The sequence below is a fragment of the Actinomadura terrae genome, from assembly GCF_022751215.1.
GTDB lineage: Bacteria > Actinomycetota > Actinomycetes > Streptosporangiales > Streptosporangiaceae > Spirillospora > Spirillospora terrae.
The window spans coordinates 1,368,677-1,390,477 of record NZ_JAICDG010000002.1 but is presented as its reverse complement, the minus strand read 5'-3'; the positions used below and the strand labels follow the sequence as shown (position 1 = coordinate 1,390,477).

Here is a 21,801-nt window from a genome sequence, read left to right as displayed (position 1 = left end):
GAGGAGCGCGATGAACAACCCCCGTCCCAAGGTCCGGCTGTCGCGGGCGCTGGGCATCCCGCTCACGCCGAAGAGCGTGAAGTACTTCGAGGCCCGGCCCTACCCGCCCGGCGTCCACGGGCGCGCGCGCAAGCAGGAGTCCGACTACAAGGTGCGGCTGCGCGAGAAGCAGCGGCTGCGCGCGCAGTACAACATCCGCGAGGCGCAGCTCCGCAACGCCTTCGCCAAGGCCGCCAAGGTCGAGGGCAAGACGGGCGAGGCGCTGATCGTCGACCTCGAACGCCGGCTGGACGCGCTCGTGCTGCGCGCCGGGTTCGCCCGCACGATCTACCAGGCCCGCCAGTTCGTCGTGCACCGCCACGTGCTGGTCAACGGACGCCGCGTGGACCGCCCCTCGTTCCGGCTCCGCCCCGGCGACGTCATCACGGTCGCCGAGCGCAGCCGCGCGATGGTCCCCTTCCAGGTGGCGGCGGCGGGCGGGCACGCCGAGAACGTCCCGCCCTACCTGGAGGTCCGGCACGACGCGCTCGCCGCGCGGCTGGCCCGGCTCCCCGAGCGCCGCGAGATCCCGGTGATCTGCGACGAGCAGCTCGTCGTGGAGCACTACTCGCGCTGACGCCCCACTCCCCGCGTGCTCAGTGCAGGGCGCCGAGCTCCTCGCGGGCGGTGGCGCGCAGGGTGGTCAGCGCGTCCACGAGAAGGTGCCGCTGCTCCTCGGTGAGCGGCCCGGCGAAGTGCCGGCGCAGGGTCTCGGCGTGCACGCGCAGCGCCTCCTCCAGCTTCGCGCGCCCGGCGCCGGTCAGCTCGACGAGCTGGCGGCGCCGGTCGCCGGGGGCGGGCTCGCGGCGGACGAGGCCCGCGTCCACCATCCGGTCGACCAGCCGGGTCATGCCGCCGCTGGTGAGGATCAGCTCGTCGGCGAGGCCGCCCATCGAGCGCGGGCAGCCCGCGTCGGCGAGCCGCAGCAGCACCTCGAACACCGCGTGCCGGATGCCGCAGCGGCGCTCCAGCTCGCGGCCCGCGATCCGCTCCAGCAGCTCGGCGGCGCCGAGCAGCGTCCCGAACTCGTGGACGAGCGCGTCCGGCAGTCCGTCCGGCAGTCCATCCGGCAGGGCCACCCCGCTCCGGGCGCCCCTCTGCTGCTCCCCCGGTTCCGTCACCGTGCTCATCTCGATCCCCGGTCCGCCGTGCCCGCGCGAGCGCCGCTCCGCTCCGTGATCTCCAAGCCTAGTTCGTGGGCGGGCTACTTCGGTCCAGGTCGCGGCCGGTGAACCGGAGGTCACCGCGCGTCCGTACACCCGGCGTGGACGATACAAATCCCGGGCGATAAGGCAGTCTTCTCCTATGCCACAGAGTCACGGCACGCACGGACGTCCCACCGCCACCCCGTCGCGCACGGGTTCCCGGCGGTCACGCGGCGAGCGCGGAAGGCGCGGCGGGCGGCGCGTCCCGCCGCCGCGTCCGGCGCTCGACGACGCCCCGCCCGGCTCCGGGCCGCTCGACGGCGGCGCGTACGGGACGGGGTTCCCGCCCGACCGCCCGAGCCGCAAGCGGCGGGTGTGGCGGTTCCTGACGCACAACGCGACGATCACGGTCGCCGCGATCTGCGGGCTCGCCGCCGCGCTCGTCCTGGTGGACCTGAACTCCTTCGGCGGCGAGCCCGAGCCGCCGAAGATGGCGGCCCCCGACATGTCGACGAACGACATGGTCGCGCGGCTGACCGGCTCCGACATGGACCCGATCGCCGCCGACACGATCGCCGCCGCCAAGAAGCGCGCCTACGAGGAGCACGAGCGCGAGATGGCGGAGCTGCGCAAGAAGGCGAAGCGGGACGCGGCGGCCCGCGCGAAGCTGAAGGAGCAGCAGGAGCGCGAGCGGCTCGCCAAGTCCAACCCCAGCGCGGAGCAGAACAGGAAGTACGGGCGGAAGATGAGCGCGCTCAAGGGCTGGGAGCGGTGCTGGCCCTCGCTGCTGACGCTCTGGAACCACGAGAGCGGCTGGAACGAGCGGGCCGTCAATCCCTCCAGCGGCGCCTACGGGATACCGCAGGCGCTTCCCGGCTCCAAGCTCGCCAGCTCCGGCGCGGACTGGCGCACCAGCTCGCCCACCCAGATCGCCTGGGGGCTCGGCTACATCAAGGCGCGCTACAAGGACCCGTGCGGTGCCTGGGCGTGGTGGCAGGCGCACAACTGGTACTGAGCACAGGTCAGAGGCGTCCGCGAGCTGAGACGATGGGGCGATGCGGACGAGCAGGCCCCCCGACGGGGGCGGCGCCGGAGAGGGGCACGGCGGCGGCGGACGGCAGTGGGCGCGCGCCGACGCGACGCGGCACGCCCTGCTGGCCGCCGCGCAGCGGGTCTTCGCCGACCGCGGCTACGCGGGCGCGGGCATCGCCGAGATCGTCGAGCGCTCCGGCATCAGCGTCGGCAGCCTCTACCACCACTACGGCGGCAAGGCCGGGCTGTACGTGGCGCTGTGGGAGGAGCTGACCGCCGAGCAGGAGGACAGCGCGGCGCGGGCCGTCTCCGACGCGCGCGCGGGCGGCGAGGACGACCCGATCGCGCTGTTCATCGCGGGCGCCCGCGCCTACCTCCAGGTGTGCTGGGAGCGGCGGGAGGCGGCGCGGCTGTTCCACGGCGGTGAGGGGCCGTCCGGCTCGTCGCTGATGCGCCGCAGCCGCAGGCAGCGGTGGATGGCGCAGAACACCAAGCTCCTGCACGGCTCGTCCGGCGCGGCCCCGGCGGGACGCGCGGGGCAGGTGCTGAGCCTCGTGCTCACCACCGTGATCGGCGAGGCGGGACGGGAGATCGCGACCGCCGAGAGCGCGACCGAGGCCGCCGAGATCATCGACGAGGTGTGCCGGATCCTGATCCGGCTGGCCCGCTGACCCGGGCGCCCGGGCAGCGGCCGCTCAGCGGCGGTGGGCGCCGCGCAAGCGTGCCCGTCCGGCGCGGCCGACCCGCAGCCTGAGCAGCAGCAGCGTCACCGACGACGCGAGCGCGGCCAGCGCGCCTGCCTGAAGTGCGCCCACGTCCTCGATCGCGGCGGAGCCGTCCCCGGGGACCGCGCGCAGTCCCGCCACCGCGGCGGGCCTCTGCTGTGCGGGCGCGACCTCCGGCGCGGCGACGGGCGGCGCGACCTGCGGTGCCCGCAGGTCGGTGACCGAGCCGCTGTTGACGAGCGGCGGCATCACGCTCGACGCGGGATCGCCGTTGCCGCCCGCCGAGGGCACGTCGGTCGGGGTGCGCGCCCCGCTGCCCGCGCGGCTCAGCGCCGCGGACGGCTTCGCGGGCCCTCCCGGAACCAGGGACTGCCCCGTCTTCGAGGAGTCGTGCGGCTTCGGCCCGCTCGGCTTGCCCGGCGTGGCGGACGGATTGTCCGAGGGCTTCGGCGTCCTGGTCGGCGTGGGGGTGGGCGTCGGCGTCGCCGTGTCCGTGGGCGTCGGAGAGGGGCTCGGGTCGGAGGGCCTGGTCGGCGTCGGGGTGGGGTCCGGGCTCGTCTTCGTCGGTGTGGGGGTGGGGTCGGGGCTCGGCTTGGTCGGGCTCGTCTTGGTGGGGGTGGGCTCCGGCTTCGTCGGAGTCGACTTGGTCGGCTTCGGCTTGCTCGGGCTCGGGCTCGCCGGGGAGTCTCCCGAGGAGGACGGCGTGGGCGTGGGCTTGGCGGCCACCGGGGACGCCGCGGACACGGCGATGACCGCCGCCACGCCCGCACCCGTGAGCACCCTGCCGCCGATCGACCGTGACCGCACCGCCTTCACCTCCGTCGTCCGGTACGTCCCATCCTAGAAGGGGATGAAACACGTGATGAATAGCGATTTCAAGCCCGACCGCCGATATTTCTCGTGAATGCTCGACCCGCGTCACGTTGACCAGGCTGATCAGCGCCCGGAGCGGATTACGGCCCCGATCCCGATCAGGATTACGCCGCTGACCTGCGGCGCGATGGTCGAATCAGGCCATATCACGACCACATAACACTCACCCGGCAGATCCGGGCCGCCGCGTGGAGCGCTCCCGCCGGAGGCGGCGCCCGGAATGCGGTATTCGCCGGGAGTGATTCGCCCGCCGCAGACCGCCGCGGGAGGCGGCCGGACGGCGGCGGAGCGGCCCGCCCCCGCGGACCGCGACCGGCCCGGTGATGTTCTGGTCACACAGGGCGCCACAGACCGTTATCCTGACCTCTGGGTTACCGCTTCCTGACGGAAAGTCGAAGGGGTCCATGCCAACGTCCACCTGGTTCCGGCTCAACGTCGCCAAGCGCGAGCGGGTGCTCGAAGTGGCGATGCGCGAGTTCGGTGAGCACGGGTACTCGACCGGCAGCCTGAACACCATCGCCCGCGAGGCCGGCATCGCCAAGGGCTCGCTGTTCCAGTACTTCAGCGACAAGCTGGAGTTCTTCGCGTTCGTCTGCGACGAGGCGTCCCGCAGCATCCGCGAGGAGATGGAGCGCCGCATCGCCCGGCTCGACCTCGACCAGCCCTTCGACGAGTGGCTGTTCGACGTCCTGTGCGACTGGACCGAGTACATGGCCGACCACCCGCTGGAGCGCGCGGTCACGGCCGCGACGAACTTCGAGCTCGACAACAGCGTCCGCTCGGTCATCCGCGAGACCGCGAACCAGCACTACCTCCAGGTCATCCACCCGACGCTGAAGCTGTGGCAGGAGCACGGCGACATCCGCGAGGACGCCGACCTCGACGTGCTCGCCACGCTGATCCTGACCGTGCTGCCGTTCCTCGCGCTCGCGCCCTACTACGACGGGCTGGATCCGATCCACGACCTGCGCGGCCGCACCCCCGCCGAGCAGCGCCCGGTGATCCGCCAGATCATCGCCGGCATCAAGCCGATGTTCGCCCCCGCGAAGTAGCCCGCCGCCCCTCAGCCGGCGCGTCCGAAGGTGAACTCGTCGGCGTTCGCCTTGCGGGAGGTGGCCCAGAACTCGAAGGTGTGGCCGGGCCAGAGGGTGCGGTTGACGCCCTGGCCGTCCAGGTACCAGCTCCGGCAGCCGCCCTCGTTCCACACCGCGCGGCGCAGCCGGCGCTGGATGCGGTCGTTGAAGCGGCGGGACGCCTCCGGCTTCGGCTCGATGGTGTCGGCGCCCCGTTCCTGGAGGAGCCGCAGGCAGTTCAGGACGTGCTGGATCTGCACCTCGATCATGAACACGACCGAGTTGTGGCCGAGCCCGGTGTTGGGGCCGAGCAGCATGAAGAAGTTGGGCAGGCCCGGGACCGTGGTGCCCCGGTGCGCCTCGATGCCGTCCGCCCAGATCTCCTGGAGCTTGACGCCGTCGCGGCCGGTGACGCGCAGCTCGGCGAGGGCGTCGGTCACCTTGAAGCCGGTGCCGTAGATGAGGCAGTCGACCTTGTACTCGCGCCCGTCCCGGGTGACGACGGAGTGCTCGCGGACCTCGGCGATGCCGGACGTCTCCACCCGCACGTTCGGGCGCGCGAGCGCCGGATAGTAGTCGTTGGACAGCAGGATCCGCTTGCAGCCGATCCGGTAGTCGGGCGTCACCTTGGCGCGCAGCTCCGGGTCGGGGACCTGGCGGCGGAGGTGCCAGCGGGCGACCCGCTCCTGCGGGGCCGACAGGCGCGGGTCGATGGTGAAGCCGAGGGCGCGGGCCTCCAGCACCCAGTAGATGCCGTCGCGGAACGCGCGCGCGGCGCCCGGCACCTTCTTCAGCAGGGCGCGCGTCCGGGGTGAGAACACGTGGTCGGGCTTGGGCTGGATCCACGGCGCGGTCCGCTGGAAGACGACGAGGTCGTCCACCCGTCCGGCGATCTTCGGGACGAACTGGATCGCGGACGCGCCCGTCCCGACGACGGCGACGCGCTTGCCGGCGAGGTCGTAGGAGTGGTCCCACTCGGCGGAGTGGAACGCGGTGCCCCGGAAGCGCTCGATGCCGGGCAGGTCGGGGAACGAGGGGATGTGCAGGGCGCCGACGCCGGTCACGACGGCCCTCGGGGTGAGGACGCGCCCGTCGTCGAGCGTGAGGTTCCAGCGGCGGGCGGCGCCGTCGTACTCCATGCTCTCGACCGCGTGGCCGAAGCGGATGTGGTCGCGCACCCGGTAGGCATCGGCGACGCGCTCCATGTACGCGCGGATCTCGGGCTGCGGCGCGAACATCTGCGTCCAGCCCGGGTTCAGCTCGAAGGAGAAGGAGTACATGTGCGAGGGGACGTCGCACGCGCAGCCGGGATAGGTGTTGTCGTGCCACGTCCCGCCGAGGGAGTCGCTCTTCTCCAGCACCACGAAGTCGTGGAAGCCGGACCGCTTGAGCCCGATCGCCATGCCGAGCCCGGCGAATCCGGAGCCGATGATCGCGATCGCGGGGGTGCGCTCAGCCATGTCCATCCTTCCGGGTAACCTACTAGCGGTAAGTTACCGGCAGTAGGTTACTGACGGTAGGTCCAACAGTGGGGATTCTCCTGTGAGTGACGCCACACCGCCGCGCGCGCCACGCCCACCACGCGCGCCGCGCCGCCGCATGTCGCGCGCCGACCGCGAGCGCCAGATGCTGGACGTGGCGGAGCGGGTCTTCGGGGAGCGGGGCTACCAGGCCGCCTCGATGGACGAGATCGCCGAGCGCTGCGGCGTGTCCAAGCCGATGCTCTACGAGTACTTCGGCTCCAAGGACGGCCTGCTCCTCGCCTGCGTCACCCGCTCGAAGGCCGAGCTGCTCGACGTCACCCAGAAGGCCATGGCGGGCGCCACCGACCCCGAGGACGTCCTGTGGCGCGGGATGGTCGCCTACTTCGGGTTCGTCGACGCGCACAGCCGGTCGTTCGCGATGCTGCTGAGCGAGCCGTTCGCCGCGTCCCCGCAGGCGATCGAGGCGGTCGAGGCGACGCGCCGGCAGCAGAGCACGCTGATCGCGGGGGCGCTCGCGACGTTCGCGCCGGCCGCGCCGCCGGAGGCCGTCGAGGCCTACACCGAGATCATCATCGGCGCGTGCGAGCGGCTCGCGCAGTGGCGGACGCGGCGCCCGGAGGTCTCGGTCGAGGACGCGGCCCGCTACATGACCGACTTCTGCCGCCAGGGCCTCGGCCCCTACCTCCGCTGACGGCGAAGACGCCCGGCGGGTATGCCGATAGCGAGCGAGGCGCCGGGCGGGGCTGAGTACGGTTGGATCATCCCACCACGGAGGTCTCCATGCCCCTCGCGTACTTCGACGGCGCGCTCGCCGTCGTCACCGGAGCCGGCGGCGGACTCGGCCGGGCGACCGCGCTGGCCCTGGCCGGACGCGGCGCGACGGTGATCGCGGCCGACGTCGACCTGCCCGCCGCCGAACGCACGATCGCGCTGGCCAAGGGGCTCGGCCCCGGCGGCGCCGCCCACCGGGTGGACGTGGCGGACGCGGCGGCGATGGAGGCGTTCGCCGCGCGGGTGCGGGAGGAGCACCGCGTCCCCGACATCGTGGTCAACAACGCGGGCATCCTCGTGGCGGGCCCGTTCCTCGACACCGGCGTCGAGGACTGGGACCGCATCCTCGGCGTGAACCTGTGGGGCGTCGTCCACGGGTCCCGCCTGTTCGGCAAGCAGATGGTGGACCGCGTCAACGCGCTGCCCAACAAGCCCGACAAGCCCAACTTCGGCGGGCACATCGTCAACATCGCCTCCGCCGCCGCGTACGCGCCCTGGCGGGGCATACCCGCCTACTCCACGACCAAGGCCGCCGTGCTGATGCTGAGCGAGTGCCTGCGCGCCGAACTGGCCGGGTCCCGCATCGGCGTCACGGCCGTGTGCCCGGGCTTCGCCGGGACCGACATCGTGGCGCACGCCACCTACGTGGGCGGGGACGCGGCCTCGCGCGAACGGGCGCGGAGCCGGGCGCAGCGGGTGCTGCGGCTCCGCGACTACCCACCGGAGCGGGTCGCCGAGCAGATCGTCAACGCGATCATCAAGAACAAGGCGATGATCCCGGTCAACTTCGAGGGGCGGCTGCTGCGCACGCTGTCGCGGATCTCGCCGGCGTCGCTGCGGCTGCTGGCGCGGATACCCATCGCACAGAGCTGACCACGCACCGAACCGATGGGTCGGCCATATTTATCACGATGTCAAACTTTACATATACGATCCCACATACAGCATTTTTAAAGAAGTTTTCAAATACTGGGGGGTGTCGCAAATTGGACTGTCTTCGGGAAAGGGACGGGCCGCGAAGCGAGGTCCACTTCGCGGCCCCTGCTACCGGGAATCTGTAGCTTGACCTGGTGTAACTACACCCAGGACACGCCGACCAATCGAACGGTCACGGCGATGACCTCCTCCTCCCCAGGCACTCCGCGCGCCGAACACTGATCTCACGGGAGCGTGTTCAGCGCGCTCCTCCCCTTTTTCTGTCATCACCCTAGAAGGTGTTGACAGAAAATATGCCATGATCGGCCGATTCAGGTCAGAAATGATTTAGCGCAGTGCGCCGAGCGCTTCCCGGGCGACCCGAACGGCCTTCGACAGGCACGAGCGCTCCGCCCCGTCCAGGCCGCCCTCGCCGGGCGCCTTCTCGCTGTAGCTGACCGTGACCAGCGCGTTGCGGACCCGCGCGGTCACCTGGCCGACCACCGTCGGCTGGCCCTTGTCGGCCTTGAACCAGCGGTACGCCTCGTCCCCGAGGCCGGGCTCCCGCTCCAGCGTGATCGTCCGCGTCAGCGGAGCGTCGTGCGCCTGGTTCCACTGGGTGCGGTAGGAGCTCGCGGCGTCCTTCACGGGATCGGTGCTGTTGCCGGGAGCGTACAGCCGCGTCTCCACCCGCAGCCAGCGAAACGCCTGACTCGCCGAGGAGTAGGTGCAGGTCGTCAGCGTCGTGTTGGCGCTCTCGCGCCGCCGCGCGCCCGGCACGACCGAACCGGCGGTGCCGCCCGAGACCATCCCGCAGGGCGCGGGGAGCGCGGTGATCGGCTCCTGGCCGGGGGCGGGCGTGGCCGACTCGGACGGCGTCTCCGACTCCGATGGCGCAGAGGACCCGGACGGCGCGGACGGCGCGGACGGCGACACGGCGGCGGTCGGCGTGCGGCGCGGGTGGTCGTCCCCGCCCAGGGGCAGCACGAGCAGCACCACGACCGCGGCGGCCGCGAGCGAGGCCACCGCGACCAGCAGCACGAGGCGCCTCGGACGGCGCGCCGGAGCGGGCGGCTCCGGCGCCGAGTACACGCGATCGAACGGTTCCGACGGCCGCGGAAGCCTCACTCCCCGCTCCTCACTTCCCCCGGTCGGCGCCACCTCAGGTCACGGTAGCCAGCCCCGGCGGCCCTGACCAACCCCCCGGCGGGTCCCAATGTCGGACCGGGTGGAGACAATGGAACCGTGCGCGTAGCAGAGCTGGCCGAGACGTCTCGGGTGGTGGCGGGCACCTCGGGCCGCAAGGCCAAGGTGACCGCCCTCGCCGGATGCCTGCGTGCCGCCGAGCCGGAGGAGGCCGCGACCGTGGTCGCCTACCTGTCCGGTGAGCTGCCGCAACGGCAGATCGGCGTGGGGTACGCGGCGCTGCGCGAGCCACCGCCGCCCGCCGCCGAGCCGTCGCTGACGGTCCCGGAGGTGGACGCCGCGTTCACCGAGATCGGCGCGGTGTCGGGGGCGGGCTCGGTCGCGCGGAGGCGCGAGCTGGTCGCCGCCGTGCTCGGCCGCGCGACCCGTCCCGAGCAGGACTTCCTCGTCCGGCTGCTGGCGGGCGAGCTGCGGCAGGGCGCGCTGGACGGCGTGATGGCCGAGGCGATCGCCGCCGCGGCCGACGTTCCGGCGGCCGCGGTGCGGCGCGCGGTGATGCTGCGCGGCGCGCTCGGCCCGGTCGCCACCGCCGCGCTCGCCGAGGGCGCCCGTGGGCTGGACGCCTTCACGCTGGAGGTCGGGCGGCCGATCAAACCGATGCTCGCGGCGGCGGCCCCGTCCATGGACGAGGCGTTCGCCAAGCTCGGTGCGGGCCCCGAGACCGAGGTCGCGGTGGAGTGGAAGCTCGACGGCATCCGCGCGCAGGTGCACGTCTCCGGCGGCGAGGTGCGGGTGTTCACCCGGACGCTCGACGACATCACCGTCCGGCTGCCCGAGGTGGTGGAGGCGGTGCGCGGGCTGCCGGTGCGCGACGCGGTCTTCGACGGCGAGCTGATCGCGCTGCGGCCTGACGGCCGTCCCCACCCGTTCCAGGTCACCTCCGCCCGCACCGCGACCCGCACGACCAAGACCGCCGAGCCGGTGCCGCTCTCGGTGTTCCTGTTCGACGTCCTGCACCTGGACGGCGCCGACCTCCTCGACGCGCCGGGCGCCGAGCGGGACGCCGCCCTGGCCGGGGTCGTTCCGGCCGAACTGCGCATGCCGCGCGTCGTGACCGGCGACGCGGCGCGCGCCAAGGAGGTCTTCGACGAGTCCGTCGCGCGCGGCCACGAGGGCGTCGTGGTGAAGTCCCTCGACACGCCCTACACGGCCGGGCGGCGCGGCGCCGGGTGGGTGAAGGTCAAGCCCCGGCACACCCTCGACCTGGTCGTGCTCGCGGTCGAGTGGGGGCACGGCCGCCGCCGGGGCCTGCTGTCGAACCTGCACCTCGGCGCCCGCGACCCCGAGACCGGCGGCTTCGTCATGCTCGGCAAGACCTTCAAGGGCCTCACCGACGAGCTGCTGGCCTGGCAGACACGCCGGTTCCGCGAGCTGGCCGTCCGGGAGGACGAGTGGACCGTCCACGTCCGTCCCGAGCTGGTGGTCGAGATCGCGTTCGACGGCGTCCAGCACAGCCCCCGCTACCCCGGTGGGATCGCGCTGCGCTTCGCCCGCGTGCTGCGGTACCGGCCCGACAAGTCGGCGGCGGAGGCCGACACGATCGACACGGTCCGCGCGGTCGCGCCCGTCCTGGATTGAGAGGGGCAGTCGTCAGCGGTCGGTCTTGGAGTGGCGTGTCCTGATCTCCAGGCCCCGGCGGCCGCTGCGGTGGACGGCGCGGCGCCGCGCGCGGGCGACGGCCTTGCGCTGGGCGCGGGCGACCTTGCGGCGGCGGACGCGCTCGGCGGCGGTGCGGCGCTGGAGCAGCTCGGGCGTGATGTGGTCGTGCCGTCCGGCGATGAACTCCTGCACCCAGATCTTGGCGCGGATCAGCGGGCGCCGGAACCGCCTCTCGTTGCGGACGGCCCGGCTGAGCTTGCGCGACCCCTCCGTGTACCGCCAGCGCGCCCACGGCGAGCCGGGCCGCGCCAGCCGGATCGCGCCGATGATCAGCAGGGCGGGCACGAACAGCCCGATCAGCCCCGTCCAGATCTTGCCCTTCAGCAGCGTGAGGACGGCGAGCGCCAGGTTGACCACCAGCGACGTCACATAGAGGCCGCTCAGCGTCGAGGCGCCCGGGTCGGGCGTGACGCCCCCGAAGCCGAACGGGTGGATGCCGAGCAGCAGCAGGCCGGTCACGGCGATCGCGACGAACACGGCGTCGAGCGACGCGCGGCCCTTCTCCGTCCAGTAGACGTCGCTGAGGTGCAGGATCAGCGCGAACTCGTCCAGCACGAGCGCGGAGCCCATGCCGAACACGACCGCGGCCGTCAGGTCGAGCCCGACGTAGGCGTCCGGTGCGGCGAGGCTCGCCACGCCGCCCACGAGCATCAGCACCACGCCGAACACGACGTGGTGGATGTGCAGGTCGCCGGCGGTAACGTTGCGGAACCACCAGCGGCAGTTGGCGCGGATCAGCCGCACGTTCACCCGCGTGAGCACGAACGTCACGATGAACGCGACGAAGAAGCCGAACAGCGGCAGCCGTCCGGTGTCCACGATGCGCTGGTTGAACAGGTCGATCATCTTCCCCCCGTGGGCTCCATCATGCCCTGTGACGTGCGGGGATATCGTGGGGTTTGCCACGGAACGATCCCGATCGAGGGGAATAGCAAGGGAATGTCGAGATGAGCCGCGTCGTGGACCGCTGCGACCCGGCGTGCCGGGCGTGGATCGCGGAGGCCATCCGCAAGGTCGAGGCCGACGCGAACCGGAGCGCCGACACGCACCTGCACGTGTTCCCGCTGCCGCCCGAGTGGGGCGTCGACCTGTACCTGAAGGACGAGTCGGTGCACCCGACGGGATCGCTGAAGCACCGGCTCGCGCGGTCGCTGTTCCTGTACGCGCTCGCCAACGGCTGGATCCGGGAGGACACCACGATCATCGAGGCGTCCAGCGGGTCCACGGCGGTGTCGGAGGCCTACTTCGCGCGGCTGCTCGGGCTGCCGTTCGTCGCGGTGATGCCCGCCTCGACGAGCCCGGAGAAGATCGGGCTGATCGAGTTCCACGGCGGGCGCTGCCACCTGGTGGAGGACCCGTCCTCGATCTACGACGAGTCGCGCCGGCTGGCGGCGGCGTGCGGCGGCCACTTCATGGACCAGTTCACCTACGCCGAGCGCGCCACCGACTGGCGCGGCAACAACAACATCGCCGAGTCGATCTTCGAGCAGCTGCGGCTGGAGCGGTTCCCCGAACCGGCGTGGGTCGTGGTCGGCGCGGGCACGGGAGGCACGTCCGCGACGATCGGCCGGTACGCGCGGTACCGGCGGTTCCAGACGCGCCTCGCGGTCGTCGACCCGGAGGGCTCGGCGTTCTTCGGCTCGTTCGCCGACGGCGACCCGGAGCGGACGGCGGCGGGCTCGCGGATCGAGGGCATCGGACGCCCCCGGGTCGAGCCGTCGTTCCTGCCGTCGGTGATCGACCGCATGATCCAGGTGCCGGACGCGGCGTCCATCGCGGCGATGCGCTGGACGAGCGAGGTCACCGGCCGCAGCGTCGGCGGCTCCACCGGGACGGCGATGTGGGGCGCGGCGGGGCTGATCGCGCAGATGCGCGCGGCGGGCGAGCGCGGCAGCGTCGTCACGCTGATCTGCGACGGCGGCGAGCGGTACGCGGGCACCTACGGGTCGGACGCGTGGCTCGCCGAGCAGGGCATGGACATCCGCCCCTACCTGGCGGCGCTGGAGGCCTTCCTCAAGACCGGCGAGCTCCCGGAGCCGGGCACCCCCTGAGCGCCGGAGTCAGCCGTTGAACCGGACCGGGTTCACGAGGTCGGCGTAGATCAGCAGCCCGCCCATGACGATCAGCACGGCCGCCATCACGTAGGTGACGGGCAGCGCCTTGGCGACGTCCACGTAGCCGGGGTCGGGACGCCGGAATACCCGGGCGAACCCCTTCTTCAGCGCCTCCAGCAGGGCGCCGGCCATGTGCCCGCCGTCCAGCGGCAGCAGCGGGACGAGGTTGAACAGCCCGACCGCGAGGTTCAGCGAGCCGAGCAGCATCACGAAGTAGGAGACCTTCTCGCCGCCGGTGAGCTGGTCGGAGGCGGCGACGTCGCCGCCGATGCGGCTGACCCCGACGACGCCGATCGGGCCGTTCGGGTCGCGCTTGTCGCCGCTGAAGGCCGCGTTCCAGATGCCGACCATCTTCTGCGGCATCCGCACCAGCGCGCCCACCGTGTGCCCGGTGAGGTCGCCGATCGTCGTCGCGACGGCGCCGGGGCCGTCCCGCTCGATCTTGGTGGTCGGCGTGATGCCGAGGAACCCGACCTCGACGATCTTGTTCTGGTCGTCCAGGTCGCGCATCTGGTTGCGGGTGATCGGCACGTTCAGCGTGACCTTGGTGCCCGCGCGGTCGACGACCATCGGGACGGTCTTCCCGGCCGAGTCGCGGATCTGCTTCTGGAGCTGCTTGTAGTCCTCGACGGCCCGGCCGTCGTAGGAGACGATGCGGTCGCCCTCCTTGAGCCCGGCCGCCTTCGCCGGGGTCGGCGTCGCGCCCGCCGGGCAGTGGTCCACACTGGCCTGGCTCTTCGGGACCATGCAGGGCGAGACCTCCGCGATCACCGGCTGGGCCCGCTGCATGCCGATGCCCATCAGCAGGATTGCGAAGAAGACCACGGCCAGGATGAGGTTCATCGCGGGCCCGCCGAACATGATCAGCAGCTTCTGCCACCACTTCTTGTTGTAGAACACGCGGTTCTCGTCGCCGGGCCTGACCTCCTCCAGCGCCGCGCCGCGCGCCGACTCGATGAGGCCCTGCCAGGGGCCGGTGCTGATCCGCCGGACCTGGCCCGGGGCGTCGCCGCGGCGCGGGGGCAGCATCCCGATCATGCGGATGTAGCCGCCGAGCGGGATCCACTTCACGCCGTACTCGGTCTCGCCCTTGCGGCGCGACCACATCGTCGGCCCGAACCCGACCATGAACTGCGTCGTGCGGACCCCGAACAGCTTCGCGAACGAGAAGTGCCCGAGCTCGTGCAGCGCGATCGACGCCAGCAGGCCGAAGAACAGGATCAGCACTCCCGCCAGCCAGCCCATGCGTGCCCCTCCGGTCGTGCACCCCGCACCCGTGGGGTGGCTCCAGCAATCCCCTCAGACTACGTCATACCCCCGTCCCCGCGCCCTGTCATGCCCGCGTCCGGCAGGGCCCGGCGGACGGTCGAGGCGGGGTCAAGAACGGGTCGCGGCGCCTGGTCGGGAGGGTGAGAGCGCTGCTAGCCTGGCCGGAGCCGATGATCCCGTGCGGGAGAGTCCCCGGCCGCCAGCGGGGGACGCCGAAGGAGCAAACCCTCCCCGGAACCTCTCAGGCCCACGGACCGCACGGACCAGGCGACCTCTGGAAAGCGGGGACTCCGCGTCCCCCGCCGAAGGTGAAAGCCCGCACGCACGGAGCGGGTGAAGCTCTCAGGCGCCGATGACAGAGGGGGAGGCACCGAGACGCACGGTGCGCGAGTGGGACGATGTGACCACGCGCGTCCGCGACGAAGGAGCCGAACCGATGTCCGCCGAACCGACCGCGAGCAACGCGAAGAAGACGCCCCTGCACGACGTCCACCGGGACCTCGGCGCGAACCTCGTCGACTTCGCGGGCTACCTGATGCCGCTGCGCTACGCGAGCGAGACCGCCGAGCACCAGGCCGTCCGCACCGGCGCCGGGCTGTTCGACCTGTCCCACATGGGGGAGATCTTCCTGGACGGGCCGGGCGCGGGCGCCGCGCTCGACCACGCGCTGGTCGGCAACCTGTCGCCGATGAAGGTCGGCAAGGCCCGGTACACGATGATCTGCGACCCCGACGGCGGCGTGCTGGACGACCTGATCGTCTACCGGCTCGCGGACGAGACCTGGATGGTCGTCGCGAACGCCGCCAACGCCGCGACCGTCCGGGAGGCCCTGGTCGAGCGCGCGGCGGGCTTCGACGCCGCCGTCACGGACCGGTCCGACGACTACGCGCTGATCGCCCTCCAGGGCCCGCGCTCCCAGGCGATCCTGGAGGGGTTCACCGGCGCGCCGCTCGCCGAACTGAAGTACTACGCGATCCTCGCCGACAAGGTCGCGGGCATCGACGCGCTGGTCGCCCGCACCGGCTACACCGGCGAGGACGGCTTCGAGCTGTTCGTCGACTCCGCCGACGCCGTCGCGCTGTGGCGGCAGCTGGCGGGCGTCGAGGGCGTCGTCCCGGCCGGGCTGTCGGCGCGCGACACGCTCCGGCTCGAGGCTGGCATGCCCCTGTACGGCAACGAGCTGACCGCCGAGACCAGCCCGTTCGAGGCGGGCCTCGGCCGCGTCGTGAAGCTCGACAAGCCCGCCGACTTCGTCGGGAAGGCCGCACTGGCGGCGCAGGCACAGACACCCGTGGGCCGTAGGCTCGTCGGGTTGGTGGCCCGGGGGCGTCGCGCGCCCCGCAAGGGGTACCAGGTCGTCACGTCCGACGGCACGCCGTGCGGAGTCGTGACGAGCGGCGCCCCGTCGCCCACACTGGGCAGGCCGATCGCCATGGCCTACCTGGACGGCGGCGCCGGGGAGAGCGGCCTCGCCGTGGACGTCCGCGGCAGGCCCGAGCCGGTCGACATCGTCGACCTGCCGTTCTACAAGCGTTCCTGAGACCTGGAGAGAGAAATAATCGTGAGCGTTCCGGAGCAGCTCCGCTACAGCGAAGAACACGAGTGGGTCGCCGGGCTCGGCCCCGCCGGCCAGGCGCCCGAGGACGGCATCGTCACCGTCGGGATCACCGCGCACGCCGCGGAGGCGCTCGGCGAGATCGTCTACCTGGAGCTCCACTCGAACGAGGGCGACGCGGTCGAGGCCGGCGAGCCCTGCGGCGAGGTCGAGTCGACCAAGTCCGTCAGCGACCTGTACGCGCCGGTCAGCGGCGAGATCACCGCGATCAACGCGGCCGTGGTGGACGAGCCGAAGGTCATCAACGACGACCCGTACGGCGAGGGCTGGATCTTCAAGGTCCGGATCTCCGGCGAGCCGGGCGACCTGCTCGACGCCACCGACTACAACAAGCTGATCGAGGAGGGCTGACCGGTGGTCTCCGACACCCTCGGCCTGAACGACCCGCTGGCCACGGCCGACCCCGAGGTCGCCGAGGCCGTCGCCGCCGAGCTGCGGCGCCAGCAGGGCACGCTGGAGATGATCGCCTCGGAGAACTTCGCGCCGGTCTCCGTCCTGGAGGCGCAGGGCTCCGTCCTGACCAACAAGTACGCCGAGGGCTACCCCGGCCGCCGCTACTACGGCGGCTGCGAGTACGTCGACGTCACCGAGCAGCTCGCCATCGACCGGGCCAAGGCCTTGTTCGGCGCCGAGCACGCCAACGTCCAGCCGCACAGCGGCGCGCAGGCCAACACGGCGGTGTACTTCGCGCTGCTCCAGCAGGGCGACACGATCCTCGGCCTCGACCTCGCGCACGGCGGGCACCTCACCCACGGGATGCGGCTGAACTACTCCGGCAAGGTGCTGAACGTGGTGCCCTACCACGTCCGCGCCGAGGACGGCCTGGTCGACATGGACGAGGTCGCCGCGCTCGCGGCCGAGCACCGGCCCAAGATGATCGTCGCGGGCTGGTCGGCCTACCCGCGCCAGCTGGACTTCCCCAGGTTCCGCGAGATCGCCGACTCGGTCGGCGCGCTGCTCATGGTCGACATGGCGCACTTCGCGGGGCTGGTCGCGGCGGGGCTGCACCCCTCCCCCGTCCCGCACGCCGACATCGTCACGACCACCACGCACAAGACGCTCGGCGGCCCGCGCGGCGGTCTGATCCTCGCCCGCGAGGAGTACGGCAAGAAGATCAACTCGGCGGTGTTCCCGGGCATGCAGGGCGGCCCGCTGGAGCACGTGATCGCGGCCAAGGCGGTCGCGCTCAGGTTCGCCGCCTCGGAGGGGTTCCGCGCCCGCCAGCAGGCCACGCTGGACGGCGCCCGCATCCTCGCCGAGCGGCTGCTCGCCGACGACACGGCCAAGGCGGGGGTGAAGGTGCTGACCGGCGGCACCGACGTCCACCTCGTGCTGGTCGACCTCGTCGACTCCGAGCTGACCGGCCGCGACGCCGAGGACCGGCTGCACGAGATCGGCATCACCGTCAACCGCAACGCCGTCCCGAACGACCCGCGGCCGCCGATGGTGACCTCCGGCCTGCGGATCGGCACCCCGGCCCTCGCCACCCGCGGCTTCACCGCCCCGGACTTCACCGAGGTCGCCGACGTGATCGCGCTGGCCCTCCAGCCCTCGCCCGACCTCGCCGCGCTCGCGGCCCGGGTGAAGGCGCTCGCGGAGAAGCACCCCCTGTACCCCGGCATCTAGAAACGCCAGCCGCCCCCTCCGCCCGGCGGAGGGGGCGCTACGAAGAGGTAGCAATGGCCATCAGCGTTTTCGACCTGTTCAAGATAGGAATCGGCCCCTCCTCCTCCCACACCGGCGGCCCCATGGCGGCGGCGCACCGCTTCGCCCGCGGATTGGACCGTGCCGGGCTGCTGGAGAAGACCGCGTCCGTCCAGGTGACCCTCTACGGTTCGCTCGGCCTCACCGGCAAGGGCCACGGCAGCGACAAGGCCGTCATCCTCGGCCTGGAGGGCGACAAGCCCGAGCTGGTCGACGTGGACACCGTCGACGACCGCCTCGCCACGATCCGCGAGCGCGGCACGATCACGCTCTACCACGACCACGAGATCCCGTTCACGACCGGCGAGCAGCTGGTTTTCGAGCGCAAGGAGTCGCTCCCCGGCCACCCCAACGGGATGCGCTTCACCGCGCTCGACGAGCGCGGCAACGAGCTGCGCGCCAAGGTCTACTACTCGGTCGGCGGCGGCTTCATCGTGGACGAGAACGCCACCGGCGCCGACCGCATCAAGCCCGACGACACTGTCCTGCCCTACCGCTTCGACACCGCCGCCGAGCTCCTCGAACGCTGCCGCGAGACGGGCCTGTCGATCTCGGCGCTGATGATGGAGAACGAGAAGGCGTTCGGCCGCTCCCCGCAGGAGGTCCGCGAGGGCCTGCTGGAACTGTGGAACGTGATGCGCGCCTGCGTCACCCGGGGCTGCACCCGCGAGGGCCTGCTGCCCGGCGGCCTCAAGGTCCGCCGCCGCGCGCCCCAGCTGCACCGCCAGCTCTCAGCGGAGAAGCCGTCCGACCCGCTGCACGCCATGGACTGGGTCACGCTGTTCGCCCTCGCCGTGAACGAGGAGAACGCCGCCGGCGGAAGGATCGTCACCGCCCCCACCAACGGCGCGGCGGGCATCATCCCCGCCGTCCTGCACTACTACGACCGCTTCGTCCCCGGACGCGACGACGAGGGCGTCGTCCGCTTCCTGCTGACGGCGGGCGCGATCGGCGTGCTGTTCAAGCAGAACGCGTCGATCTCCGGCGCCGAGGTCGGCTGCCAGGGCGAGGTCGGCTCCGCCTGCTCGATGGCCGCCGCCGGCCTCACCGAGGTCCTCGGCGGCACCCCCGAGCAGGTCGAGAACGCCGCCGAGATCGGCATCGAGCACAACCTCGGCCTCACCTGCGACCCGGTCGGCGGCCTCGTCCAGGTCCCCTGCATCGAACGCAACGCGGTCGGCGCCATCAAGGCCATCAGCGCCGCCCGCATTTCCCTGCGCGGCGACGGCCGCCACTTCGTCTCCCTCGACAAGGCCATCCGCACCATGCGCGACACCGGCCGCGACATGCTCGACAAATACAAGGAGACCTCGCGCGGCGGCCTCGCCGTCAACGTCATCGAGTGCTGATCCTCTGACCAGGGCCTTCAGGCCCGAACCGACCAACACGCACAACCCACCCAACCCGCATCACGTCTCCTCGTTTCCCCGTGGCTTCCCGGGAAGTAGGTGACCAGGGCCCCGCACGGCAATGACCGTGCGGGGTTTTCTCATGCCCTCTCAGAGGACCACGACCACACAACGGACAAACGACTCATCACACGTGTACTCCCTGGGGTAATGAATGATCGCTCAACTGTCAGGCCCCGCCCGGGGCAGGGCGCTTTGACCTGGTACGAGTCTGGGACTCCGCCAAGGAAGGAACCCCACCACAACTCATGAGAAACGGCGCCCCTCCTGCTCGGCCAAGTTAAGCAACACCGAGCAACGCCCTTGACGAACCTCGCAGCAGGCTTGGACGCTTGGACCGAGCAACCTCAAGCAACCACCACAGGGAGAGCCGTCATGCGTCTTACCTTCGTATGCAAAGATCCCGCTTCCCGTACTGATGATGATTGTCCGGCGTTCTACCGGACGGACCAAGGGACGTGGGTTGTTCAAGGGTGGAGCATGGCCGATCCCAAAGTCCGCGATCAACTGAGGAACCTTGCGGATAACGAAACGTATCTTGAAATTCCCGATGGACTGGTGCGGCTACTGGCCAAGAAGTACATGGAGGGTGAGCTGTGAAGCTGATTACCGCACAAGACCGTAAGAAGCTCTTCGAGTCCTTCGAGCAGGAAGCCCTGCACTTGGAGTTGAGAGACTTCTACGATACAGGAGATCTTGAAAAGGTCGAGCGCTGGAAGGCCGGTGAGCCGGACAGCCTTGAATGGCTCAGGCCATGGTGTGATCGAGTGCGAAGCGGTATCGCACAGGGGAAGCGCTACCGGCGTGCGTGCGTGGTCTCGGAGCCCCTTACGGACTATCAGAAGTGGGCATACAGCATCACTCAGCCGAACCTTGATGCCGGTGAAGATATACGTTGGGTTCCTCGCCGTCTCGTGTCAACCATCCCGCTACCGGGCAATGACTTCTGGCTCTTCGATAACGACGCTGTCGTTTTCGGAGTCTTTGGCGGTGATGGTAACGTCATCGAGCGACAGCTATACACGGATACGGAAGTTGTTAAGTTCTGCCGCAACGCCTTTGAATCCGTTTGGGCTGTGTCAGTTCAGCACGCCGAGTACAAGCCCGTTTAACAGTGACAGAGCAGGCTCACGCCGCGAGAGCGTCATTCGGTGGCAGGCTCAGAAATATCCGCAAGGACGCCAGGCTCACGGGCAGGCAACTTGCTGCGCTCAACAATTGGCACTTTGCCAAAGTCAGCAAGATTGAGCACGGCCGACAGAACCCCTCTGAGGATGACATCAGAGCTTGGTGTATTGCCTGCCATGCTGAGGAGCAGATACCGGAGCTGATAGCGACAGTCCGCGACATTGCCCAGATGTGGGAGTTGCATCGTAACTCGCTTAAAGGCGGACAGAAACGGCTACAGGCAAAAGGTACGCCGCTCTACAAGGCTACGAGACTACTTAGAGCCTATGAGTCGATATGCCCCCCCGGCATCTTGCAGAGTCCATCGTATGTCCGGGCGGTGATGGAGGTAAACGCCTCAATGTTCGGTCTGGCTGACGACATCAATGCCGCCGTTGAAGCGAGACTTGAACGTCAATCCTTGCTCTACTCTTCCGAACACCGGTACTCTTTCGTCATCGAGCATGGCGCGCTGACTGCGATAATGGGCAGTGTCGAAACGATGCTTGAGCAGCTAGATTTCCTCGACACGGTGACTCGCCTCCCAAGTGTGTCCTTTGGGATCATCCCGCCGCATGCGATTCGAAGAATCTTCCCCGGTGAGGGGTTCTACATCTTCGATGATTCGATGGCCCGCACTTCAACCTATGCAGGGCGCATTCGCACCGTAGAACCTCAGGACGTTGCATTCATGGTTCGGACCTTTCAGACCTTGCAGTCGCAAGCCGTCTATGGCGACAAAGCAAGGGAGCTGATTGATCAGCGCCGAGAAGAGATAGAGCAACTTCGAGCAACTTCGTAGCAGTTGACATCTGTCCAGGCTCAATCTGGGAAGCATGACCGACACTGCTCTGGATAGGCTCGAAGCGCTAAGGGAAGACGTTACTAGCCGTGGACTCACGGCGAAGATAATTCAGCCGCGAGATCGGCCCATGTTCCTTCGAGTGGTCAACATGGATGCTGGCCAGCTCGCGGAGAACGTCACGGTCGGCCCCTACGGCGGCGAACCCTGCTTCTTGTACTCCTGGGGAGCTGTCATCTGCCCTGTGAGGCTCGTTGCCTCTGCTGGCGAACGGCTTTCGTTCCTGCTTTCTCCTAAGCCCGCTGGGCGCAAATGAGCGCCTTCCCTGGCACGGCCGACCATTGGCACGTGAGCACATCTCGCCTCGGGAAGTATCAGTTCTTCCCTGAACGGCATGAACGGGATACGGCTCTGAGAGCTGTTAGAGATCTCCTTGTGTTCGACGGGCGCACTACTGGCGACCGTCGTTATGCAGATGCAGTCAGAGCTATAGATCGCGGTTACTGCTCTTACCGCATAGACACGACTTTCTACGTGGCCTATGCCTGCTCATGCCCGTTACTCCCGAGTGAGAGGAGGGAACAAGATGCTCAAGTTCAAGAAGGCCAAGCGTTGTGAGGCACTGAATCAAGATGGATGCGTTGAAGTGGCCAGCGGCTCGGGCCGCGTGGCCGTGCGTGATTCGACAGTCCCGGACGGGCCGGTCCTATGGATCAGCCAGAAGCACTGGCGACGGCTGGTAGGTGAGTGGAGAGCCGGAAGGCTCTAGTAGCTCCGTGAGGCTCTCAGCAGGCACCAG

The 21,801-nt window shown here is 70.2% G+C and carries 23 protein-coding genes and 2 riboswitches; of the genes, 17 read left to right on the top strand and 6 right to left on the bottom strand.

All coding sequences use genetic code 11. The annotated features are described in order from the left end of the window. Nucleotides 1-10: 10 nt before the first annotated feature. Entirely contained in the window at nt 11-616 is a 606-nt protein-coding gene (gene rpsD, locus K2F47_RS16415) for a 30S ribosomal protein S4 (RefSeq protein ID WP_242903968.1), read from the top strand. A 19-nt stretch (nt 617-635) separates the two neighbouring features. Here rpsD and K2F47_RS16410 read toward each other — a convergent pair whose 3' ends face one another. Next, complete coding sequence (locus K2F47_RS16410) at nt 636-1,169, bottom strand: MarR family winged helix-turn-helix transcriptional regulator (RefSeq protein ID WP_242903966.1); 534 nt, start codon at nt 1,167-1,169, stop codon at nt 636-638. Nucleotides 1,170-1,344: 175 nt separating this feature from the next. Between K2F47_RS16410 and K2F47_RS16405 the strand changes: the two genes are divergently transcribed. After that, complete coding sequence (locus K2F47_RS16405; RefSeq protein WP_242903964.1) at nt 1,345-2,199, top strand: aggregation-promoting factor C-terminal-like domain-containing protein; 855 nt, start codon at nt 1,345-1,347, stop codon at nt 2,197-2,199. A gap of 40 nt (nt 2,200-2,239) precedes the next feature. Next, nucleotides 2,240-2,887, top strand: a complete 648-nt coding sequence (locus tag K2F47_RS16400; protein ID WP_242903962.1) for a TetR/AcrR family transcriptional regulator — start codon at nt 2,240-2,242, stop codon at nt 2,885-2,887. Nucleotides 2,888-2,911: 24 nt separating this feature from the next. Here the strand turns inward: K2F47_RS16400 and K2F47_RS16395 are convergent, their stop codons facing one another. After that, nucleotides 2,912-3,232, bottom strand: coding sequence for a hypothetical protein (locus K2F47_RS16395; protein WP_242903961.1), 321 nt, complete (start codon nt 3,230-3,232; stop codon nt 2,912-2,914). Between K2F47_RS16395 and K2F47_RS16390 the strand changes: the two genes are divergently transcribed. After that, nucleotides 3,213-3,785 carry a hypothetical protein gene (locus tag K2F47_RS16390; protein WP_242903959.1) on the top strand — a complete coding sequence of 191 codons (573 nt, stop codon included), beginning with the start codon at nt 3,213-3,215 and terminating at the stop codon, nt 3,783-3,785. The genes K2F47_RS16395 and K2F47_RS16390 overlap by 20 nt on opposite strands. 433 nt (nt 3,786-4,218) lie before the next feature. Next, on the top strand, nt 4,219-4,866 hold the full coding sequence (locus K2F47_RS16385; protein WP_242903957.1) for a TetR/AcrR family transcriptional regulator: 648 nt from the start codon (nt 4,219-4,221) through the stop codon (nt 4,864-4,866). Between the two features lie 11 nt (nt 4,867-4,877). Here the strand turns inward: K2F47_RS16385 and K2F47_RS16380 are convergent, their stop codons facing one another. Beyond that, nucleotides 4,878-6,347, bottom strand: coding sequence for a flavin-containing monooxygenase (locus K2F47_RS16380; RefSeq protein WP_242903955.1), 1,470 nt, complete (start codon nt 6,345-6,347; stop codon nt 4,878-4,880). A gap of 82 nt (nt 6,348-6,429) precedes the next feature. Here K2F47_RS16380 and K2F47_RS16375 point away from each other — a divergent pair, with 82 nt between their 5' ends. Together K2F47_RS16375 and K2F47_RS16370 are read left to right on the top strand one after the other, a co-directional pair. Further along, nucleotides 6,430-7,062, top strand: coding sequence for a TetR/AcrR family transcriptional regulator (locus tag K2F47_RS16375; RefSeq protein ID WP_242903953.1), 633 nt, complete (start codon nt 6,430-6,432; stop codon nt 7,060-7,062). An 89-nt stretch (nt 7,063-7,151) separates the two neighbouring features. Then, a complete protein-coding gene (locus K2F47_RS16370) occupies nt 7,152-8,015 on the top strand; it encodes an SDR family NAD(P)-dependent oxidoreductase (RefSeq protein WP_242903951.1) in 864 nt (287 codons plus the stop codon). A gap of 390 nt (nt 8,016-8,405) precedes the next feature. Here K2F47_RS16370 and K2F47_RS16365 read toward each other — a convergent pair whose 3' ends face one another. Next, nucleotides 8,406-9,185, bottom strand: coding sequence for a hypothetical protein (locus tag K2F47_RS16365; RefSeq protein ID WP_242903949.1), 780 nt, complete (start codon nt 9,183-9,185; stop codon nt 8,406-8,408). Nucleotides 9,186-9,302: 117 nt separating this feature from the next. Between K2F47_RS16365 and K2F47_RS16360 the strand changes: the two genes are divergently transcribed. After that, nucleotides 9,303-10,841, top strand: a complete 1,539-nt coding sequence (locus K2F47_RS16360) for an ATP-dependent DNA ligase (RefSeq protein ID WP_242903947.1) — start codon at nt 9,303-9,305, stop codon at nt 10,839-10,841. A 12-nt stretch (nt 10,842-10,853) separates the two neighbouring features. On the opposite strand, the gene K2F47_RS16355 is transcribed toward K2F47_RS16360, so the two are convergent. Next, the gene (locus K2F47_RS16355; RefSeq protein ID WP_242903945.1) at nt 10,854-11,768 is read right to left on the bottom strand and encodes a hypothetical protein; all 915 of its coding nucleotides are present in this window, start codon (nt 11,766-11,768) and stop codon (nt 10,854-10,856) included. Nucleotides 11,769-11,869: 101 nt separating this feature from the next. Here K2F47_RS16355 and cds1 point away from each other — a divergent pair, with 101 nt between their 5' ends. Beyond that, the gene (cds1, locus tag K2F47_RS16350; protein WP_242903944.1) at nt 11,870-12,973 is read left to right on the top strand and encodes an L-cysteine desulfhydrase Cds1; all 1,104 of its coding nucleotides are present in this window, start codon (nt 11,870-11,872) and stop codon (nt 12,971-12,973) included. A gap of 9 nt (nt 12,974-12,982) precedes the next feature. Here the strand turns inward: cds1 and K2F47_RS16345 are convergent, their stop codons facing one another. Next, a complete protein-coding gene (locus K2F47_RS16345) occupies nt 12,983-14,281 on the bottom strand; it encodes a M50 family metallopeptidase (RefSeq protein WP_242903942.1) in 1,299 nt (432 codons plus the stop codon). Between the two features lie 195 nt (nt 14,282-14,476). After that, nucleotides 14,477-14,572: riboswitch (glycine riboswitch) on the top strand. Between the two features lie 4 nt (nt 14,573-14,576). Then, a riboswitch (glycine riboswitch) is annotated at nt 14,577-14,667 on the top strand. A 74-nt stretch (nt 14,668-14,741) separates the two neighbouring features. Here K2F47_RS16345 and gcvT point away from each other — a divergent pair. The 8 genes from gcvT (at nt 14,742) to K2F47_RS41730 (ending at nt 21,771) form a co-directional block, all read left to right on the top strand. After that, nucleotides 14,742-15,845 carry a glycine cleavage system aminomethyltransferase GcvT gene (gene gcvT, locus K2F47_RS16340; protein ID WP_242903940.1) on the top strand — a complete coding sequence of 368 codons (1,104 nt, stop codon included), beginning with the start codon at nt 14,742-14,744 and terminating at the stop codon, nt 15,843-15,845. A gap of 21 nt (nt 15,846-15,866) precedes the next feature. Next, nucleotides 15,867-16,271: a glycine cleavage system protein GcvH gene (gene gcvH, locus K2F47_RS16335; protein ID WP_242903938.1), complete on the top strand. Its 405-nt coding sequence runs from the start codon at nt 15,867-15,869 to the stop codon at nt 16,269-16,271. Between the two features lie 3 nt (nt 16,272-16,274). Next, nucleotides 16,275-17,546: a serine hydroxymethyltransferase gene (gene glyA, locus K2F47_RS16330; protein WP_308198418.1), complete on the top strand. Its 1,272-nt coding sequence runs from the start codon at nt 16,275-16,277 to the stop codon at nt 17,544-17,546. A 53-nt stretch (nt 17,547-17,599) separates the two neighbouring features. Continuing rightward, complete coding sequence (locus K2F47_RS16325; RefSeq protein WP_242903937.1) at nt 17,600-18,973, top strand: L-serine ammonia-lyase; 1,374 nt, start codon at nt 17,600-17,602, stop codon at nt 18,971-18,973. 656 nt (nt 18,974-19,629) lie between these two features. After that, the gene (locus tag K2F47_RS16320) at nt 19,630-20,145 is read left to right on the top strand and encodes a DUF6879 family protein (RefSeq protein WP_242903935.1); all 516 of its coding nucleotides are present in this window, start codon (nt 19,630-19,632) and stop codon (nt 20,143-20,145) included. Nucleotides 20,146-20,147: 2 nt separating this feature from the next. After that, nucleotides 20,148-21,002, top strand: coding sequence for a helix-turn-helix domain-containing protein (locus K2F47_RS16315; RefSeq protein WP_214617191.1), 855 nt, complete (start codon nt 20,148-20,150; stop codon nt 21,000-21,002). Between the two features lie 34 nt (nt 21,003-21,036). After that, the gene (locus K2F47_RS16310) at nt 21,037-21,318 is read left to right on the top strand and encodes a hypothetical protein (protein ID WP_214617192.1); all 282 of its coding nucleotides are present in this window, start codon (nt 21,037-21,039) and stop codon (nt 21,316-21,318) included. 225 nt (nt 21,319-21,543) lie between these two features. Then, nucleotides 21,544-21,771 carry a DUF397 domain-containing protein gene (locus tag K2F47_RS41730; protein ID WP_372490855.1) on the top strand — a complete coding sequence of 76 codons (228 nt, stop codon included), beginning with the start codon at nt 21,544-21,546 and terminating at the stop codon, nt 21,769-21,771. Nucleotides 21,772-21,801 lie beyond the last annotated feature (30 nt).

Coding starts and splice junctions, on each gene's coding strand:
- rpsD (WP_242903968.1), top strand. CDS start 11: ATGAACAACCCCCGTCCCAAGGTCCGGCTGTCGCGGGCGCTGGGCATC.
- K2F47_RS41730 (WP_372490855.1), top strand. CDS start 21,544: ATGCCTGCTCATGCCCGTTACTCCCGAGTGAGAGGAGGGAACAAGATG.
- K2F47_RS16325 (WP_242903937.1), top strand. CDS start 17,600: ATGGCCATCAGCGTTTTCGACCTGTTCAAGATAGGAATCGGCCCCTCC.
- K2F47_RS16310 (WP_214617192.1), top strand. CDS start 21,037: ATGACCGACACTGCTCTGGATAGGCTCGAAGCGCTAAGGGAAGACGTT.
- gcvT (WP_242903940.1), top strand. CDS start 14,742: ATGTCCGCCGAACCGACCGCGAGCAACGCGAAGAAGACGCCCCTGCAC.
- K2F47_RS16355 (WP_242903945.1), bottom strand. CDS start 11,768: ATGATCGACCTGTTCAACCAGCGCATCGTGGACACCGGACGGCTGCCG.
- K2F47_RS16380 (WP_242903955.1), bottom strand. CDS start 6,347: ATGGCTGAGCGCACCCCCGCGATCGCGATCATCGGCTCCGGATTCGCC.
- K2F47_RS16370 (WP_242903951.1), top strand. CDS start 7,152: ATGCCCCTCGCGTACTTCGACGGCGCGCTCGCCGTCGTCACCGGAGCC.
- cds1 (WP_242903944.1), top strand. CDS start 11,870: ATGAGCCGCGTCGTGGACCGCTGCGACCCGGCGTGCCGGGCGTGGATC.
- K2F47_RS16405 (WP_242903964.1), top strand. CDS start 1,345: ATGCCACAGAGTCACGGCACGCACGGACGTCCCACCGCCACCCCGTCG.
- K2F47_RS16385 (WP_242903957.1), top strand. CDS start 4,219: ATGCCAACGTCCACCTGGTTCCGGCTCAACGTCGCCAAGCGCGAGCGG.
- K2F47_RS16410 (WP_242903966.1), bottom strand. CDS start 1,169: ATGAGCACGGTGACGGAACCGGGGGAGCAGCAGAGGGGCGCCCGGAGC.
- K2F47_RS16345 (WP_242903942.1), bottom strand. CDS start 14,281: ATGGGCTGGCTGGCGGGAGTGCTGATCCTGTTCTTCGGCCTGCTGGCG.
- K2F47_RS16400 (WP_242903962.1), top strand. CDS start 2,240: ATGCGGACGAGCAGGCCCCCCGACGGGGGCGGCGCCGGAGAGGGGCAC.